Origin of the sequence: Blastococcus tunisiensis (genome assembly GCF_900112815.1) — a bacterium.
GTDB classification, from domain to species: domain Bacteria; phylum Actinomycetota; class Actinomycetes; order Mycobacteriales; family Geodermatophilaceae; genus Blastococcus_B; species Blastococcus_B tunisiensis.
Genome location: NZ_FOND01000010.1, coordinates 44,369 through 59,227 on the forward strand (window position 1 = coordinate 44,369; position 14,859 = coordinate 59,227).

Annotated in this window: 14 protein-coding genes; 10 read left to right on the forward strand and 4 right to left on the reverse strand. The window is 73.9% G+C overall.

Annotation, left to right across the window (positions count from 1 at the left end):
- Window positions 1-58 precede the first annotated feature (58 nt).
- From BM142_RS13670 to BM142_RS13680, 3 genes are all read left to right on the forward strand, one after another.
- A complete protein-coding gene (locus BM142_RS13670) occupies window positions 59-481 on the forward strand; it encodes a DUF6153 family protein (protein ID WP_092199651.1) in 423 nt (140 codons plus the stop codon).
- 91 nt (window positions 482-572) lie between these two features.
- Window positions 573-1,208 carry a DUF305 domain-containing protein gene (locus tag BM142_RS13675; protein WP_092199655.1) on the forward strand — a complete coding sequence of 212 codons (636 nt, stop codon included), beginning with the start codon at window positions 573-575 and terminating at the stop codon, window positions 1,206-1,208.
- Window positions 1,209-1,277: 69 nt separating this feature from the next.
- Window positions 1,278-2,288 (forward strand): DNA polymerase III subunit beta family protein, encoded by a 1,011-nt coding sequence (locus tag BM142_RS13680; RefSeq protein ID WP_217640714.1) that lies wholly within the window; start codon window positions 1,278-1,280, stop codon window positions 2,286-2,288.
- Between the two features lie 68 nt (window positions 2,289-2,356).
- Here the strand turns inward: BM142_RS13680 and BM142_RS13685 are convergent, their stop codons facing one another.
- Window positions 2,357-3,619, reverse strand: a complete 1,263-nt coding sequence (locus BM142_RS13685) for an acyl-CoA dehydrogenase family protein (protein ID WP_092199658.1) — start codon at window positions 3,617-3,619, stop codon at window positions 2,357-2,359.
- Window positions 3,616-5,760, reverse strand: a complete 2,145-nt coding sequence (locus BM142_RS13690; protein ID WP_254790911.1) for an acetoacetate--CoA ligase — start codon at window positions 5,758-5,760, stop codon at window positions 3,616-3,618. Before BM142_RS13690 ends, BM142_RS13685 begins: the two co-directional genes overlap by 4 nt.
- Before the next feature lie 62 nt (window positions 5,761-5,822).
- On the opposite strand from BM142_RS13690, the gene BM142_RS13695 reads away from it, so the two are divergent.
- From BM142_RS13695 to add, 7 genes are all read left to right on the forward strand, one after another.
- Window positions 5,823-6,218, forward strand: coding sequence for a DUF2237 family protein (locus BM142_RS13695; RefSeq protein ID WP_092199661.1), 396 nt, complete (start codon window positions 5,823-5,825; stop codon window positions 6,216-6,218).
- 28 nt (window positions 6,219-6,246) lie between these two features.
- Window positions 6,247-6,801, forward strand: a complete 555-nt coding sequence (locus BM142_RS13700) for a glutathione peroxidase (RefSeq protein WP_092199664.1) — start codon at window positions 6,247-6,249, stop codon at window positions 6,799-6,801.
- 41 nt (window positions 6,802-6,842) lie between these two features.
- Window positions 6,843-7,559, forward strand: coding sequence for a mycothiol-dependent nitroreductase Rv2466c family protein (locus tag BM142_RS13705; protein ID WP_092199667.1), 717 nt, complete (start codon window positions 6,843-6,845; stop codon window positions 7,557-7,559).
- 116 nt (window positions 7,560-7,675) lie between these two features.
- Window positions 7,676-8,737, forward strand: coding sequence for a FecCD family ABC transporter permease (locus tag BM142_RS13710; RefSeq protein WP_254790913.1), 1,062 nt, complete (start codon window positions 7,676-7,678; stop codon window positions 8,735-8,737).
- Window positions 8,734-9,819, forward strand: coding sequence for a FecCD family ABC transporter permease (locus tag BM142_RS13715; RefSeq protein ID WP_092199670.1), 1,086 nt, complete (start codon window positions 8,734-8,736; stop codon window positions 9,817-9,819). The genes BM142_RS13710 and BM142_RS13715 overlap by 4 nt, the downstream gene beginning before the upstream one ends.
- Window positions 9,820-9,832: 13 nt before the next feature.
- Window positions 9,833-10,687, forward strand: a complete 855-nt coding sequence (locus BM142_RS13720; RefSeq protein ID WP_254790915.1) for an ABC transporter ATP-binding protein — start codon at window positions 9,833-9,835, stop codon at window positions 10,685-10,687.
- A 53-nt stretch (window positions 10,688-10,740) separates the two neighbouring features.
- The gene (gene add / locus BM142_RS13725) at window positions 10,741-11,772 is read left to right on the forward strand and encodes an adenosine deaminase (RefSeq protein ID WP_092199673.1); all 1,032 of its coding nucleotides are present in this window, start codon (window positions 10,741-10,743) and stop codon (window positions 11,770-11,772) included.
- A gap of 35 nt (window positions 11,773-11,807) precedes the next feature.
- Here add and BM142_RS13730 read toward each other — a convergent pair whose 3' ends face one another.
- Window positions 11,808-12,773 carry an EamA family transporter gene (locus tag BM142_RS13730; RefSeq protein WP_092199676.1) on the reverse strand — a complete coding sequence of 322 codons (966 nt, stop codon included), beginning with the start codon at window positions 12,771-12,773 and terminating at the stop codon, window positions 11,808-11,810.
- Between the two features lie 51 nt (window positions 12,774-12,824).
- Complete coding sequence (locus BM142_RS13735) at window positions 12,825-14,669, reverse strand: BCCT family transporter (RefSeq protein WP_254790917.1); 1,845 nt, start codon at window positions 14,667-14,669, stop codon at window positions 12,825-12,827.
- Window positions 14,670-14,859 lie beyond the last annotated feature (190 nt).

Sequence of the window (14,859 nt, forward strand, 5' to 3'; positions counted from 1 at the left end):
TCGCCGGGGATCGCATACCCTGGCGGGTACCTGCTCCACGACCGGCCGAGGGGGTGCCATGCCGGGACGGCGCTTCTGGGCGGTACTCCTGCTCGCGGCCGTGTTCGCGATGCACGGCCTGCAGTGCGCGGCCGGGATGCTCCCCGCGGGCGGCGCCCACCACACCGCTCCAGCTCTGGCGGTTGCGGCCGTGGGCCCGGTGGGCCACGTCACCGCCGGGGCACCGACCCCGGACGGTCCCGAGCACCTCGGGACGACGGAGGCCGCGCGCGACACCCCGTCCCCCGCCCCCTCCGGGCATCTCGAGGCGCTCTGCCTGGCCGTCGCGGCCGCGGGCCTGGCCGTGCTCCTCCTCGCGCTCGGGCTGCCGTCCCGCGGCGTGCCCCTGTCGCCGCGGTGGCACCGCGCCATGCGGCGGCCCGGGTGGCTGCGGCCACCGCGCCCCCCGGATCTCCACGCTCTCTGCCTGCTGCGGACCTAGGCCGGCCCGCTGGCCGCCCCGCCCCGGTACGACCGGCTGCGGCGGCGGTGCACGGCCTGCCCGACGACCACCGCAGAGAGAGAAGCACGCCATGACCCGCACGACCGCACGCCTGGCCGGCGCCCTCGTCGCCGGCACCCTCGTCCTCGCCGGCTGCTCCGGCGACGACCGCCCCCGCAGCAGCATGGACGGCTCCATGATGGGCGGCTCGGAACGCGCGCCGTCCACCGGCCAGCCGGAGGACGGCGCCACGTTCAACGACGTCGACGTCACCTTCGCCCGGGACATGGTCCCGCACCACCGGCAGGCGATCGGAATGGCGCGGCTCGCGGAGGGACGGGCCGCGGACCCCCGCGTCCTCGACCTCGCCGACCGCATCGAGGCGGCCCAGGAGCCGGAGATCGGCATCCTCACCGGCCTGCTCGCGGAGTGGGGCGCGGGCGGCGGCGGAGGTCACATGGGCGGGGGCATGGGGCATCCCGGGGACGATCCCGGCGGGATGATGTCGCCGGAGGACATGCACGGCCTGATGGCCGCCTCGGGTGCCGAGTTCGACCGGCTGTTCCTGGAGCAGATGATCGACCACCACTCCGGCGCCGTCAGGATGGCCGAGACGGTGCTCTCCGACGGCCGCAACACCGAGCTGAGCGGGCTCGCCGAGACCATCCGGGACGCTCAGACGGCCGAGATCGCGGAGATGGAGCAGCTCCTCACCGAGCTCGGGTGACCCGTGCGCACCGTCCTGCTTGACTCTCGACCTGGTCGAGGCCGGAGGGTCGTCGGTGTGGAGGAACGCGTGCGCGGGATCGGTCGGATGGCCCGGGAGACCGGGCTGACCGTCAGCGCGCTGCGGTTCTACGACGGCGCCGGGATCCTCGTGCCGGCCCGCGTGGACCCGCACAGCGGCTACCGCTGGTACGGCGACGACCAGGTCGCCCCCGCCCGGCTCGTCGCCCGGCTGCGGCGGGTCGGCCTGCCGCTCGCCGACATCCGCCGGGTGCTCGAGCACCGTCGGGACCCCGCGGTGGTGGACGAGATCCTCGGGGCGCACCTGGTGCGCCTCGAGGACGGCCTGGCCGACGCCCGCCGCGAGCTCTCCGCAGCCCGAGCCCTACTCGACCTGGAGCTGCCCGTGCCCACCGTCCTGCGCACCACCACCACCGAGCTGGCCGCCGCCCTGCGCGCCGTCCGCTACGCCGTCGGCGCCGATCCCGGGCTGCCGATGCTCACCGGCGTCCTGCTGGACGTCGATGACGACGCCGTCCGGCTGGCGGCGACCGACCGGTACCGGCTCGCCGTCGCTACGCTCCCCGACGCGTCGGTCACCGGTCCGGCGTGCAGCGCCCTCCTCCCGGTCGACCTGGCCGACGAGGTGCTGGCCGCGCTCGGCACGGACGGATCCGTCACGGTCGCCGTCGACGGCCCGGTGATCACCGTCGAGCTCCCCGGGGGCACCGTGCGGGGGCGACGGCTGGACCACGACTTCCCCGACTACCGGCGGATCCTGCGCCCGAGCAGCGCGCACCGCATCGACACGGACGCCGCCGAGCTCCGGGCCGCGCTGGAGGCAGCGCCCACCCGCACGGTGCCGCACGGACCGGACGGAGCGGAGCAGACCGCCAGCGTGCTGAGCCTGGGCGAGGTGGAGATCGGCGTGAACCGCGAGTTCCTGCTGGAGGCGCTGGACGCCGGGGCCGCCGGGCAGCTGGTGCTCGAGCTCGACGGGCCGATCACCCCGCTGGCACTCCGTGACCCCGCGCGCCCGGGGAACGTCAGCATGCTGATGCCCGTCCGCCTGCCCGCGTGACCGGTGCGCGCGGCCCCGTGCAGGGGCCCGCGGCGAGCGTGTGAGCCGTGGGGGGCAGGGGGTGTTTCCTAACTCAGCGGGCTGCGCGGGAGCAGGCGGTCGCTGATGATCCGCTTCTGGATCTCGCTGGTGCCCTCGAAGATCGTGGTCAGCCGGGCGTCGCGCCAGTGCCGCTCGACCTGCCGCTCGGTGGTGTAGCCGTTGCCGCCGTGCAGCTGCATGGCCTGGTTGGTCACCCGCACCGACATCTCGGTCGCCTCGAGCTTCACCATCGAGGCCTCCTTGTGCACCGGCAGCCCCAGGTCGAGCAGGTGGGCGACCTGGCGGTAGAAGGCCCGCGCCTGCTCGATCTGCGCGGCCATCTCCGCGACGGCGAACCGCAGGGCCTGGAAGTCGCCGATCGGGTGGCCGAACTGCTCGCGCTCCTGCAGGTAGTGGATCGAGTCCTCCAGCGCCGCACGGGCCAGCCCGACGGCGCGCGCGGCGGTGTGCACCCGGGCGGTGTTGAGGAACTTCTGCGCCTCGGCGAACCCGGCCTGCTTCGCGGCCTCCCCCTCCTCCGCGCTCTCCTCCCGCGCGGCCCGTGCCTCGTCGATCACGTTCTCCCGGGGGATGCGGACGCCGTCGAACTCCAGGTCCCAGGTGAGGAAGCCGTGGTAGCCGACCTTGTCGATCGGGTAGCCGCTGAGCCCGGGCGGGAACGCCCCGCGCTCCTTCTCCAGCAGCAGGTTCACCAGGCCGGCCGAGCGCGACTCCCCTTCCTCCGGGTCGCGCTCGCGCACCAGCACCTGGATGAAGTCGGCCGCCTTGGCGTTGCCGCACCAGCGCTTGTGCCCGGTGACCACCCACTCGTCCCCGTCGAGGACGGCGCGGGTCTGCACCCCGGCCAGGTCGGACCCGGCGTCGGGCTCCGACAGCGCGATGGCGCCGATCCACTCGCCGCGGGCGCTGCGGCCCAGCAGCTCGTGCCGGCGGTCGGCGTCGGCCACCGCGGTCCCCAGGCCCTGGGAGCGGGCCAGGATGCTGGCCGTCGACATCCAGGCCCGGGCCAGCTCCTCGCTGACCATGCAGTACTCGAAGACGCCCAGCCCGAGGCCGCCCTGCTCCGCGGGCACGGTGAGGCCGAACCAGCCTCGCTCGGCCATGCCGGCCAGCAGCGACGCCGGGATCTCGCCCTTCTGCGGGTCGAGCTCGTTCGCGACGGGGAGGACCTCGTCCATGGCGAAGCGACGGGCCTGCTCCTGCAACTTCTCCCGCTCGGGCGTGTGCCACGGCGGCAGCAGCACCGGCGGTTCGGCCTGCCAGGTCTCGGTGCTGTCGGTCGACGTCATCGTCGGTCGTCTCCACTCTCGGGGCGAGATGATTCCGTACAACGTGGCCGGTGGTGGTTCCCCGCGCATGTCGTGGCCATCCGGAAGGTGAGCGGCCTCACCCGTCCGCCATAGCCGCTCGGCCCGACGTGCGGCCGCGCCGTGACGCGGCTGGACGTCAGCCGGGGCGGCTCCACCCACGCCGGCGCGCGAGCTCGATGTAGTGGTCGACGAGGCTCGCGTCGTCGACGGCGCCGGGGTTGACCGCCTTCGCCGGGGTCCACGCCCTGGAACAGCTTCTTCAGCGGCACCTCCAGCCGCTTGCCGGTGCGGGTGTGCGGCACCCCGGGGACGGCGATGATCTCGTCGGGCACGTGCCGCGGCGAGGCCTGCTCGCGGATCGCCGTCCGCAGTCGGTCCCGCAGCTCGTCGGTCAGCTCCTCCCCGGGCGCCAGCTGCACGAACAGCGGCATCCAGTAGCCGCCGTCGGACAGCTCCACCCCGAGCACGACGCAGTCGAGCACGGCGGGGACGGACTCGACCGCCGCGTAGATGTCCGCCGTCCCCATCCGGACCCCGCCGCGGTTGAGCGTGGAGTCCGACCGCCCGGTGATGAGGCAGGTGCCGCGCTCGGTGATCTCCAGCCAGTCGCCGTGCCGCCACACGCCGGGCCACGGCTCGAAGTAGGCCTCGCGGTACCGGGCGCCGTCCGGGTCGTTCCAGAAATGCAGCGGCATCGAGGGCATGGGCTCGGTGATGACCAGCTCCCCCAGCTCCCCGACCACCGGCTCGCCGTCCTCGTCCCACGCGGCGGCCGCCACCCCGAGCATCGGCCGCTGCAGCTCCCCGGTGGTGACGGGCAGCAGCCGCGAGGCCCCGATGAAGCCGGTCGCGACGTCCGTCCCGCCCGACAGCGAGCCCAGGAACACGTCGGGCTTCACCGCGTCGTAGACCCAGCGGAACGCCGAGGCCGGCAGCGGGGAACCGGTCGACCCGACGGCCTCCAGCGCCGAGAGGTCGTGGGTCTCCCCCGGCCGGATGCCGGCCTTCTCGCAGGCGATCAGGTATCCGGCGCTGGTGCCCAGGTAGGTCATCCCGGTGCGTGCGGCGAGGGCGAACTGCGCATCGACCGACGGGTAGGCCGGTGCCCCGTCGTAGACGATCACGGTGGCGCCGACGAGCAGCGCGCACGCGGAGATGTTCCACATGATCCAGGCGGTCGACGCGTACCAGAAGAAGCGGTCGCCGACGCCGATGTCCATGTGCAGCGCGGCCTGCTTGTGCTGCTCGACCACCACACCGCCGTGCCCGTGCACGATCCCCTTGGGCAGCCCGGTGGTCCCCGACGAGTAGACGATCCACAGCGGGTGGTCGAACGGGAGCTGCTCGAACTCCGGCTCCTGCTCCTCGGCGACGGCGTCGGCCCACGCCAGGGCACCGGAGGGCAGCTCGGTGGGGAACAGCCGCGGTACGGCGATCGTCGTCCGCACGCTCGGCATCGCGGCCCGCAGCTCGGTCACGACGTCCCGCCGGTCGTAGTCCCTGCCGTTGAACCGGTAGCCGTCGACGGCGACCAGCACGACCGGCTCGATCTGCACGAACCGGTCGAGGACGGCGCGGGTGCCGAAGTCCGGCGCGCACGAGGACCACACGGCGCCGATCGAGGCCGCTCCCAGGAAGGCGACGATCGCCTCGGGCACGTGCGGCAGGTAGCCCGCGATCCGGTCCCCCGGCTGCACGCCGAGCCGGCGCAGGGTCGCGGCGAAGGCGCCGACCTGCCGCCGGAGCGACGTCCAGGAGATCTCCACCGGGTCGCCGTCCTCCGCGACGGCGATGAGCGCCGGGTGATCGGGGGTCGCCTTCCGCAGGGCCTGCTCGGCGAAGTTGAGCGTCGTGCCGGGGAACCACTCGGCACCGGGCAGCTGCCGCCGGGGGAGCACCCGGTCGTCCGCGACGCCGGGCAGCGCACCCGACCACTCGGCGACGTCGGCCCAGAACTGGTCGAGGTGCTCGACCGACCAGCGCCACACGGCGTCGTAGTCGGTGGGTTCCCCGAAGGAGAGGCCACGCTTCGCGGTCACCCAGGCAGCGAACTGCGCGAGGTTGGTCTGCCCGATGCTGTCGGCTGTCGGGCTCCAGAGGATCTCGGGTTCGACGCTCACGGACGCACGATGCCATCCTGGGCGCGCGCCGACCACGTGCGCACCGACCGCCGAGGAGCACCGTGGAGCCCGACGAGCGCAACGTGCTGGACGGCCCGCTGGAACCGTGCGGGACGGAGCCGCTGACCGGCTTCTACCGGGACGGCTGCTGCAGCACCGGCCCCGAGGACCTGGGGTCGCACACCGTCTGCGCCGTCGTCTCCGCCGACTTCCTCCGGATGCAGCGCGACCTGGGCAACGACCTGTCCACGCCGCGCCCCGAGTACGGGTTCCCCGGCCTGCGGCCCGGCGACCGCTGGTGCGTGGTGGCGGTGCGCTGGCTGCAGGCCTACCAGGCGGGTGCGGCCGCCGGCGTCGTGCTGGCCGCGACCAACGCCCGCGCGCTGGAGATCGTGCCGATGGAGGCGCTGCGCCAGCACGCCGTCGACGTCCCCGACGACGTCAGCGGCCTGGAATGAACGTCCGCCCCGCGACGCTGCCGCCGGAATGGAGAAGGACCCCCCTGCCCCCCACCCCTCGCACGCTCGCGGCGGGCCCCTGCACGGGGGCCACCCGTCGCTCCTCGACGTCCCGCTGTCCACCCTCCAGGGCGAGCCGACGACGCTGCGCGACCTGACCGGCGGCCGGCCGGCGCTGGTCGTCAACGTGGCCAGCCGGTGCGGGCTCACCCCGCAGTACGCCGGCCTCGAGTCGCTGCACGAGGAGTACGCCGCCCGCGGCTTCACCGTCGTCGGGGTGCCGTGCAACCAGTTCATGGGGCAGGAGCCGGGCACCGCCGAGGAGATCGCCGAGTTCTGCTCCGCCACCTACGGCGTCACCTTCCCCATGACGGAGAAGGTCGAGGTCAACGGCCCCGCCGCGCACCCGCTCTTCCGGCAGCTCACGGCGATCCCGGACGTGGACGGGAAGGACGGCGAGGTCGCCTGGAACTTCGAGAAGTGGGTGCTCAGCGGGCAGGGCGAGGTCGTGGCCCGGTTCCGCCCCCGGACCGAGCCGGACGCCCCCGAGGTGCGCGCCGCGATCGAGTCCGTCCTGCCCTGACCCGAGGGGTGACCGGACCGCTCGCGGGTTACGTTCGGGACATGGCCGACGCCGATCTGCGCTTCTGGTTCGACCCGGTCTGCCCGTTCGCCTGGATGACCAGCAAGTGGGTCCGCACGGTGGCCGCCCGGAAGGACTATGCCGTCGAGTGGCGGTTCATCTCGCTGCGGCTGCTCAACGCGCACGTCGACTACGACGCGCACTTCCCGCCCGAGTACGAGGCCGGGCACACCGACGGCCTGCGTCTGCTCCGGGTGGCGGCGCGCGCCCGCGCCGAGCACGGCCGCGAGGTGGTCGGCCCGCTGTACGAGGCACTGGGCCGGCGGATCTTCGAGGTGGCGGCCGCACCGGGTGCGGGCGAGCGGAGCACGGCCGGGTTCCTGGCCCCCGCGCTGGCCGAGGCGGGCCTGCCGGCGGACCTCGCCGACGCCCTGGACGACGGGACGCGGGATCCGGAGCTGCGGGCGGAGACCGACGAGGCCCTGGCCCTGACCGGCAAGGACGTCGGCACCCCGATCCTGCACTTCCGCCCGCCGGACGGGGTGGCCTTCTTCGGTCCGGTCATCAGCCGGCTCCCCGACGAGGACGACGCCGTGGAGCTGTGGGACCACGTCGTCGCCCTGGCCGGCTTCCCGGGGTTCGCCGAGCTCAAGCGCAGCCTGCGCGAGCGTCCGCAGCTGCCCGCGTTCGGCGTCCGGCCGGGCGCCGCGGGCGTCGAGGAGGACTGGCACGGCGGCAGCCGCCGGCAGAAGCGGTGACCCCGGAACCCGTCGCGGCGGGTGGGCCGCCACCATCGTGATCGCGAGGACCCGGACGGACGCCCGAGAGGTAAGGTAAGCCTTTCTTTCTCGTCCGACGTCCCCCGGAGCCGCACGTGACCGCGACCGTCGCCCCCGTGCGGGGCTCCGGGGCAGCTGCGTCCGGACCGCGGCGGCTGGGACGGTCGTCCCGCTGGATCGCGCTGCTCGTCCTCGTCGTGCTGACGCTGGCCGCCTGCCTGGCGAGCATCGCGATCGGCACCCGCGCCATCGGGCTCGGCGAGGTCTGGCAGGTGCTGTTCGACAGCGGCCTGAGCAGCGAGGAGGCGGTGATCGTCCGGCAGCTGCGCGTACCGCGCACCGTGCTCGGGCTGATGGTCGGCATCGCGCTCGGCGTGGCCGGCGCCCTGATGCAGGGCCACACCCGCAATCCACTGGGCGACCCCGGCCTGCTGGGCGTCACGGCCGGGGCCAGCCTCGCCGTCGTCCTCTCGATCGTGCTCCTGGGCATCGGCACGCCGTCGGGCTACGTCTGGTTCGCCTTCCTCGGCGCCCTGGTCGGCACCGTCCTCGTCTACGCGATCGGATCCGCCGGCCGCGGCGGCGCCACCCCGGTCACGCTGGCGCTGGCCGGCGCCGCGCTGTCGGCACTGATGTACGGCCTGGTGCGGGCCGTGCTGGTCAGCGACCAGCAGACGCTGGACTCCTTCCGGTTCTGGGTGGTGGGCGCGCTGGCCGGCCGGGACGCCGACGTCGCGTGGCAGGTCGCGCCGTTCATCGCCCTGGGCCTGCTGCTGGCCCTGGCCAACGCCCCCGCGCTCAACCTGCTCGGCCTCGGGGAGGACGTCGCCCGCGGGCTGGGGCAGCGCATCTGGCTGGCCCGCACGGTGGGGCTGGCGTCGATCACCCTGCTGGCCGGCGCCGCGACCGCGGCCTGCGGCCCCATCGCCTTCGTCGGGCTGGTCGTGCCGCACGCCGTCCGGGCCGTCACCGGCCCCGACCACCGCTGGCTGGTCCCCGGGTCCGCCCTGGCCGGCGCCGTCCTGCTGCTGACCGCGGACGTGGTCGGGCGGATCGTCGCCCGCCCCGGCGAGCTGCAGGTCGGCATCGTGCTGGCCCTGATCGGCGCCCCGTTCTTCATCGCCCTGGTCCGCCGGCGGAAGACGGCCGGCCTGTGAGCGCCCCCGCCATCGACCCGCCGGCGACCACGGCGCGGACGGGCACCGTCGTCCGGATCGGCCGCGTCTCGGGCATCGTGCGCTGGCGGCAGCTGGTCGTGCCGCTGACCGCGGTCGTCGTCCTGGTGCTGCTGTCGGCGGTCAGCCTGGGCCGCGGCGACTTCCCGATCGGCGTCCCGGACGTGCTGCGCACCCTGGCCGGGCTGGGCGACGGCACGCAGGACTTCATCATCCTCGAGCTGCGCGCCCCCCGAGTCGTGGTGGGCCTCCTGGTCGGCCTGGCCCTCGGCGTCGCCGGCGCGCTCTTCCAGACCTTCGCCCGCAACCCGCTGGCCTCCCCGGACACGCTCGGCATCACGATGGGCGCCTCGGTGGGCGCGGTCGCGGCCATCGTGCTCAGCTCCGGCGGGGCCTTCGGCGGGGCGCTGGCCACCCTCGGCATCCCGCTCGCCGCGCTCCTGGGCGCGCTGCTGGTCGGGGTCCTGCTGTTCGGGCTCACCTGGCGGGCCGGCATCGACGGCTACCGGCTGGTGCTCATCGGCATCGCCCTGTGGTCGGTGAGCACCGCCCTGGTCGACTGGCTGCTGACCCACGCCGAGATCTACGACGCGGCGGCGGCCTACGTCTGGATCACCGGCTCGCTGAACGCCCGGACCTGGGACGACGCCGCCCCCCTCGCGGTGGCCCTGGTCGTGCTCCTCCCGCTCGCGCTGGGGGCCAGCCGGGCCCTCGGCGTCCTCCAGTTCGGCGACGACACCGCCCGCGGGCTCGGCGTGCGGCTGCAGACCGCGCAGGCCGCCGTCGTCCTGATCGCCATCGGGTGCGTCGCCTTCGCCGTGTCGGCGGCCGGCCCGATCACCTTCGTCGCGCTCGTGGTGCCGCAGATCGCCCTCCGCCTCACCGGGGGCTCCCGGCCGCCGCTGCTGGCCTCGGGGCTGCTCGGCGCCGTGCTGGTGGTCGGCGCCGACCTGGTCACCCGCACGGTGCTGCCCCAGGCCCTGCCCGTGGGCATCCTCACCGCCGTCCTCGGCGCCCCGTACCTGCTCTGGCTCCTCGTCCGCGGAAGGCGGCAGTTCACATGAGGACGATCCGGCTGTGACCCTCGACCACGTGCTCCGGGAGAACCCCGTCCTGGACCGGCCGGTGGCCCCGCCACCGGCCGGCCCGGTCCGGCTGGCCGCCGAGCAGGTCACCCTCGCCTACGACGACCGCGTCGTCGTCCGGGACCTGGACCTGCAGCTCACCGAGGGTTCGTTCACCGCGATCGTCGGCCCGAACGGCTGCGGCAAGTCCACGCTGCTGCGCGCGCTCGGCCGGCTGATGCGCCCCACCGGCGGGCGGGTGCTGCTGGACGGGCAGTCGATCGCGCGGACGCCGACCCGGGACGTCGCCAAGGTGCTCGGCCTGCTGCCCCAGGCCCCGATCGCGCCCGAGGGGTTGACCGTCGCCGACCTGGTCGCCCGTGGGCGGCACCCGCACCAGACCTGGCTGCGGCAGTGGTCCCGGGACGACGAGGCGGTCGTCGCCGAAGCGCTGGCCTGGACGGACATGGCGGGGCTGGCCGACCGGCCGGTGGACGAGCTCTCCGGCGGCCAGCGGCAGCGCGCCTGGATCTCCATGGCCCTGGCCCAGGGCACCGACCTGCTGCTGCTCGACGAGCCGACGACCTACCTCGACCTGTCGCACCAGATCGACGTCCTCGAGCTGGTCAGCCGGCTGCACGCCGAGCGCGGCCGTACCGTCGTCGTCGTCCTGCACGACCTCAACCTGGCCGCCCGCTACGCCCACCGGCTGATCGCCATGAAGGACGGCGACCTGGTCGCGTCCGGCCGCCCGGGCGAGGTGCTCACCGAGCGGTTGCTGGCCGACGTCTTCGACCTGGAGGCGCGGATCGTGCCCGACCCCGTGGCCGGCACGCCGATGGTCGTCCCGGTGCGCCGACTGCGCTGAACCGAGGGGCACCACCCCTCCTCACGCGGGGCCGGCGATGGCAGAGTCCGACCATGGCCGGCGACAGCGACAGCGACACGGACGTGGCGAGGTTCATCGCCGAGGTGCCCAAGTGCGAGCTCCACCTGCACATCGAGGGAACGCTCGAGGGCGAGCTCGTCTTCGAGCTCGCCCGGCGGAACGGCATCGAGATGCCCTACGCCCACGCCGAGGAGATGCGGCGCGAGAGCCCGTTCCACGACCTCACCAGCTTCCTGGTGGGCTACTACCGCAACATGCAGGTGCTGGTCACCGAGCAGGACTTCTACGACCTGGCGACCGCGTACTTCACCCGGGCCGCGGCGCAGAACGTGCGCTACGCCGAGATCTTCTTCGACCCCCAGGCACACACGTCACGCGGTGTGGAGTTCGGCACCGTCGTCCGCGGGCTGCGCCGGGCGGTCGTCGACGCACGGCGCACGCTCGACCTGCACGCGGAACTGATCATGTGCTTCCTCCGCGACTTCTCCGCCGAGTACGCCATGGCCACCCTGATGGAGTCGCTGCCGCACCGGGACTGGATCATCGGCGTGGGGCTGGACTCCGACGAGCGCGGCAACCCGCCGGTCAAGTTCGAGAAGGTCTTCGCCAGGGCGCGGGCCGAGGGCTACCTGCTCACCATGCACTGCGACCTGGACCAGCCCGGCACGCTGGACCACATCCGGCAGGCGCTGGACGTCATCGGGGTCGACCGGATCGACCACGGCGTGAACGTCCTGGACGATCCGACGCTGCTCGCCGAGGTCGTCGAGCGGGGCATCGGGCTCACGGTCTGCCCGATCTCCAACGGCTTCGTGCGCGGCTCCGCCTGGGAGGGCGCCACCAAGCGGCTGCTCGACGCCGGCGTGCTGGTCAGCGTCCACTCCGACGACCCGGCGTACTTCGACGGCTACGTCGCCGAGTGCCTCGCACGGGTGCACCAGGAGACTCCGCTGACCATCGAGGAGATCGCCACCCTCGCCCGGAACGCCTTCGAGACCGCCTGGCTGCCGGCGACCCTGCGGGCCCGCTTCCTGGCGGAGATCGACGCCGCTCTCCCCGGTTGAGCCGGCCGGGCTCCTGATCGACCGCAGGACGCCCGTCAGCTGGACAGCGCGGCGGGGGTCTCGCCCATCGGTGTCGGTGAGGGGGCGGTGCGCGCCGTCTGGGCGAGCAGGATGCCGGTGAGGACGACGGCGCCGCCGACGATCTGCCAGCCGGAGAGCACCTGCTCCACCCACAGCCAGGCGACCACGGAGGCGAGCACGGGCTCGGCCGTGGCCACCAGCCCGGCGGCCGTCGGCGGCAGGTGGCGCAGCGCCGCGATGGACAGCCAGAACGGCATGATCGCGCCCATCACCGCGATCCAGGCGACGAGGACCCAGAGCGGCAGCTCCAGCGAGCCGATCGAGACGGGCACGCTGCGGGCGAGCACGCCGGCGTCGAACTGCCACCACGGCGCGGCCACCGCCCAGAAGACCGCCGCGGCGACGAAGGCCCAGCAGGTGAGGGTGACCGGGTCGCGGGTGACGGTGCCGCGCTCGCCGATGAGGTAGTAGGTGGCCAGGGCGAGGGCCGCCCCGAGGCCGGCCGCGACGCCCACCGCGTCCAGCGAGCCGCCACCCGTCCAGATCTCGGTGACCAGCGCCAGCCCCGACAGGGACAGCACCAGGGCCAGCCACACCCGACTGCGCACCTTCTCCCTGCGCACCAGCCAGACGTAGAGGGCGATGAACACCGTCCCGGTGAACTCGAACACCAGCGCGATGCCCACCGGCAGCCGGCCGATGGCCACGTAGAAGAGGTACTGCGTCATGGCGATGCCGATGACGCCGAGGACGGCCAGCAGCGGGAGCTCCCGGCGGCTCACCCGCAGCCGCCCCGGGGAGACCACCAGGAGCACGGCGAGCAGGCCCACGGCCGCCCCGGTGCACCGGAGGGCGGTCAGCCGGGGAGCGGAGATGCCGGCCTCGAGCGCGAGCGCCGACACGGTGCCGTTGACGGCGAAGAAGCCCGCCGCGGCCAGGGTGAGGCCGTAGCCGAGCGCGGGGCGGGCGGTGCGGGGCACGACGGCAATGTAGTCCCCGTCGCGCCCCTAGCCGCCTACGCCCCTAGCCACCTACTGGGTCGGCCGCCCGTCGGCTGCCGGATCCGCACCACGCGGGGGGATCGGCGAGCCGACGTCCTCGACACCCGCCGTGCCGTCGGAGGTCTCGCGGCGCGCCGCCTCCCCGGGCGAGGTGCCCGAGCCGTCGGACGGCTCCACCACGAGGGAGAAGTCGTCCCCGTGCCGGCTGATCCCGTCCACCACGGCCTGCCGGACGGCCTCCAGCGCGGCCGTGCGGCGCAGCATGATCGGGTCGTGCCGGATGTCCCGGGTGAGCGACACCGCCAGGCCGGCGATCACGATGGCGAACGGCAGCGCGCCGATGATCGTGAGGTTCCGCAGGCCCTGCAGGCCGACATCGCCCCCGGAGAGCAGCATCACCGCCGCCACGCCGCCGGTCAGCACGCCCCAGAAGATGACGATCTTCGACGACGGCTCCCGGTTGCCCCGTTCGGACAGCGACGCCATGACGATCGAGGCGGAGTCGGCGCCGGTCACGAAGAAGATGGCCACGAGCAGCATCACGATGACCGTCATGACGCCGGTCCAGGGGAGCGTCTCGAGCAGCCCGAAGAGCTGGGCCTCCTCGCTGGCCGCGCCGGCCAGGTCGACCCCGTCCTGCTGAGCCGACAGGGCGGAGCCGCCGAAGACGGCGAACCAGAACAGCGTGACCACGCTCGGGACGAGCAGCACGCCGGTCACGAACTCGCGGATGGTGCGGCCCCGGCTGATCCGGGCGATGAAGACGCCGACGAACGGCGTCCAGGAGATCCACCACGCCCAGTAGAAGACCGTCCACCCGGACAGCCAGGTGGCCATCGCGTCGCCGCCGACGGCCTCGGTGCGGGCCGCCATGTCGGCCAGGTCGCCGAAGTAGGCGCCCAGCGCGGTCGGCACCAGGTTGAGGATCAGCACGGTCGGGCCGACGAGGAAGACGAAGAACGCCAGGACGAACGCGAGCACGACGTTGATGTTGGAGAGCCACTGGATGCCCCGGGCGATCCCGGAGAAGGCCGAGGCGACGAACGCCGCGGTCAGCACGGCCAGCACGCCCACCACGACGGCGTTGCCGGCCTCGCCGACCCAGCCGATGATCTCCAGCCCGCTGCCGATCTGCAGCGCGCCGAGGCCGAGCGAGGCCGCGGTGCCGAACAGCGTGGCGAAGATGGCGAGGACGTCGATGACCTTGCCGGCCGGCCCGTCGGTCGCCTTCCGCCCGAGCAGCGGGGTGAACGCCGAGGACAGCAGCTGGGAGCGCCCCCGCCGGTAGGTGCCGTAGGCCACCGCGAGGCCGACCAGGGCGTAGAGCGCCCACGGGTGCAGCGTCCAGTGGAACAGCGTGGTGGCCATCGCCGTCGTGACGGCCTCGTCCGTCTCGCCGGCCACCGTGCCCGGCGGCGGTGACACGTAGTGCGCCAGCGGCTCGGCGACCCCGAAGAACATCAGGCCGATGCCCATCCCGGCGCTGAACATCATCGCGACCCAGCTGATCGTGCGGAACTCCGGCGGCTCGCCGTCGCGACCCAGCGGGATCCGGCCGTACTTGCTGGCCGCCAGCCACAGGATGTAGACGACGACGGCCGAGGCGAGCAGGACGAAGAACCAGCCCAGGTTCCGCTCGATCCAGGTGAGCGCGGAGCTGCTGGCGTCCCCCAGGCCGGTGGGGGAGAAGAAGCCCCACGCGACGAATGCGAGGGCGAGCACCCCGGACACGCCGAAGACGACCGTGTCCAGGCCGCGACTGTCGTCGGCGGCGGACGCGGGCGGCTCGGCCAGAGCGGGGTGCGGGCGGCGGCGGCGGCGGGAGGAGGCGGGCTCCTCGGCGGCTGCGGTCGGGTCGGTCGGGGTAGTCGTCACAGTGGTGTGGCGTCGGGAGCGACGCATCTCCGTTCACGGTCGACGATCGGGATCTGATTGCGGCCCGGAGGGGGCGCGGCGCGGTCCACCCTGCTCCAGGACACCGGTCGGGCGCACATTCCCGTGACCGCATCGCGACCGTCCAAACCTCGACCACCCGACGAATCCACCGTGTGGAGGAGCGGTCAGA

Bases quoted from the DNA above. Each gene is read 5' to 3' on its own strand.
- BM142_RS13700 (WP_092199664.1), top strand. From the start codon at position 6,247: ATGGAGAAGGACCCCCCTGCCCCCCACCCCTCGCACGCTCGCGGCGGG.
- BM142_RS13685 (WP_092199658.1), bottom strand. From the start codon at position 3,619: ATGACGTCGACCGACAGCACCGAGACCTGGCAGGCCGAACCGCCGGTG.
- add (WP_092199673.1), top strand. From the start codon at position 10,741: ATGGCCGGCGACAGCGACAGCGACACGGACGTGGCGAGGTTCATCGCC.
- BM142_RS13705 (WP_092199667.1), top strand. From the start codon at position 6,843: ATGGCCGACGCCGATCTGCGCTTCTGGTTCGACCCGGTCTGCCCGTTC.
- BM142_RS13670 (WP_092199651.1), top strand. From the start codon at position 59: ATGCCGGGACGGCGCTTCTGGGCGGTACTCCTGCTCGCGGCCGTGTTC.
- BM142_RS13675 (WP_092199655.1), top strand. From the start codon at position 573: ATGACCCGCACGACCGCACGCCTGGCCGGCGCCCTCGTCGCCGGCACC.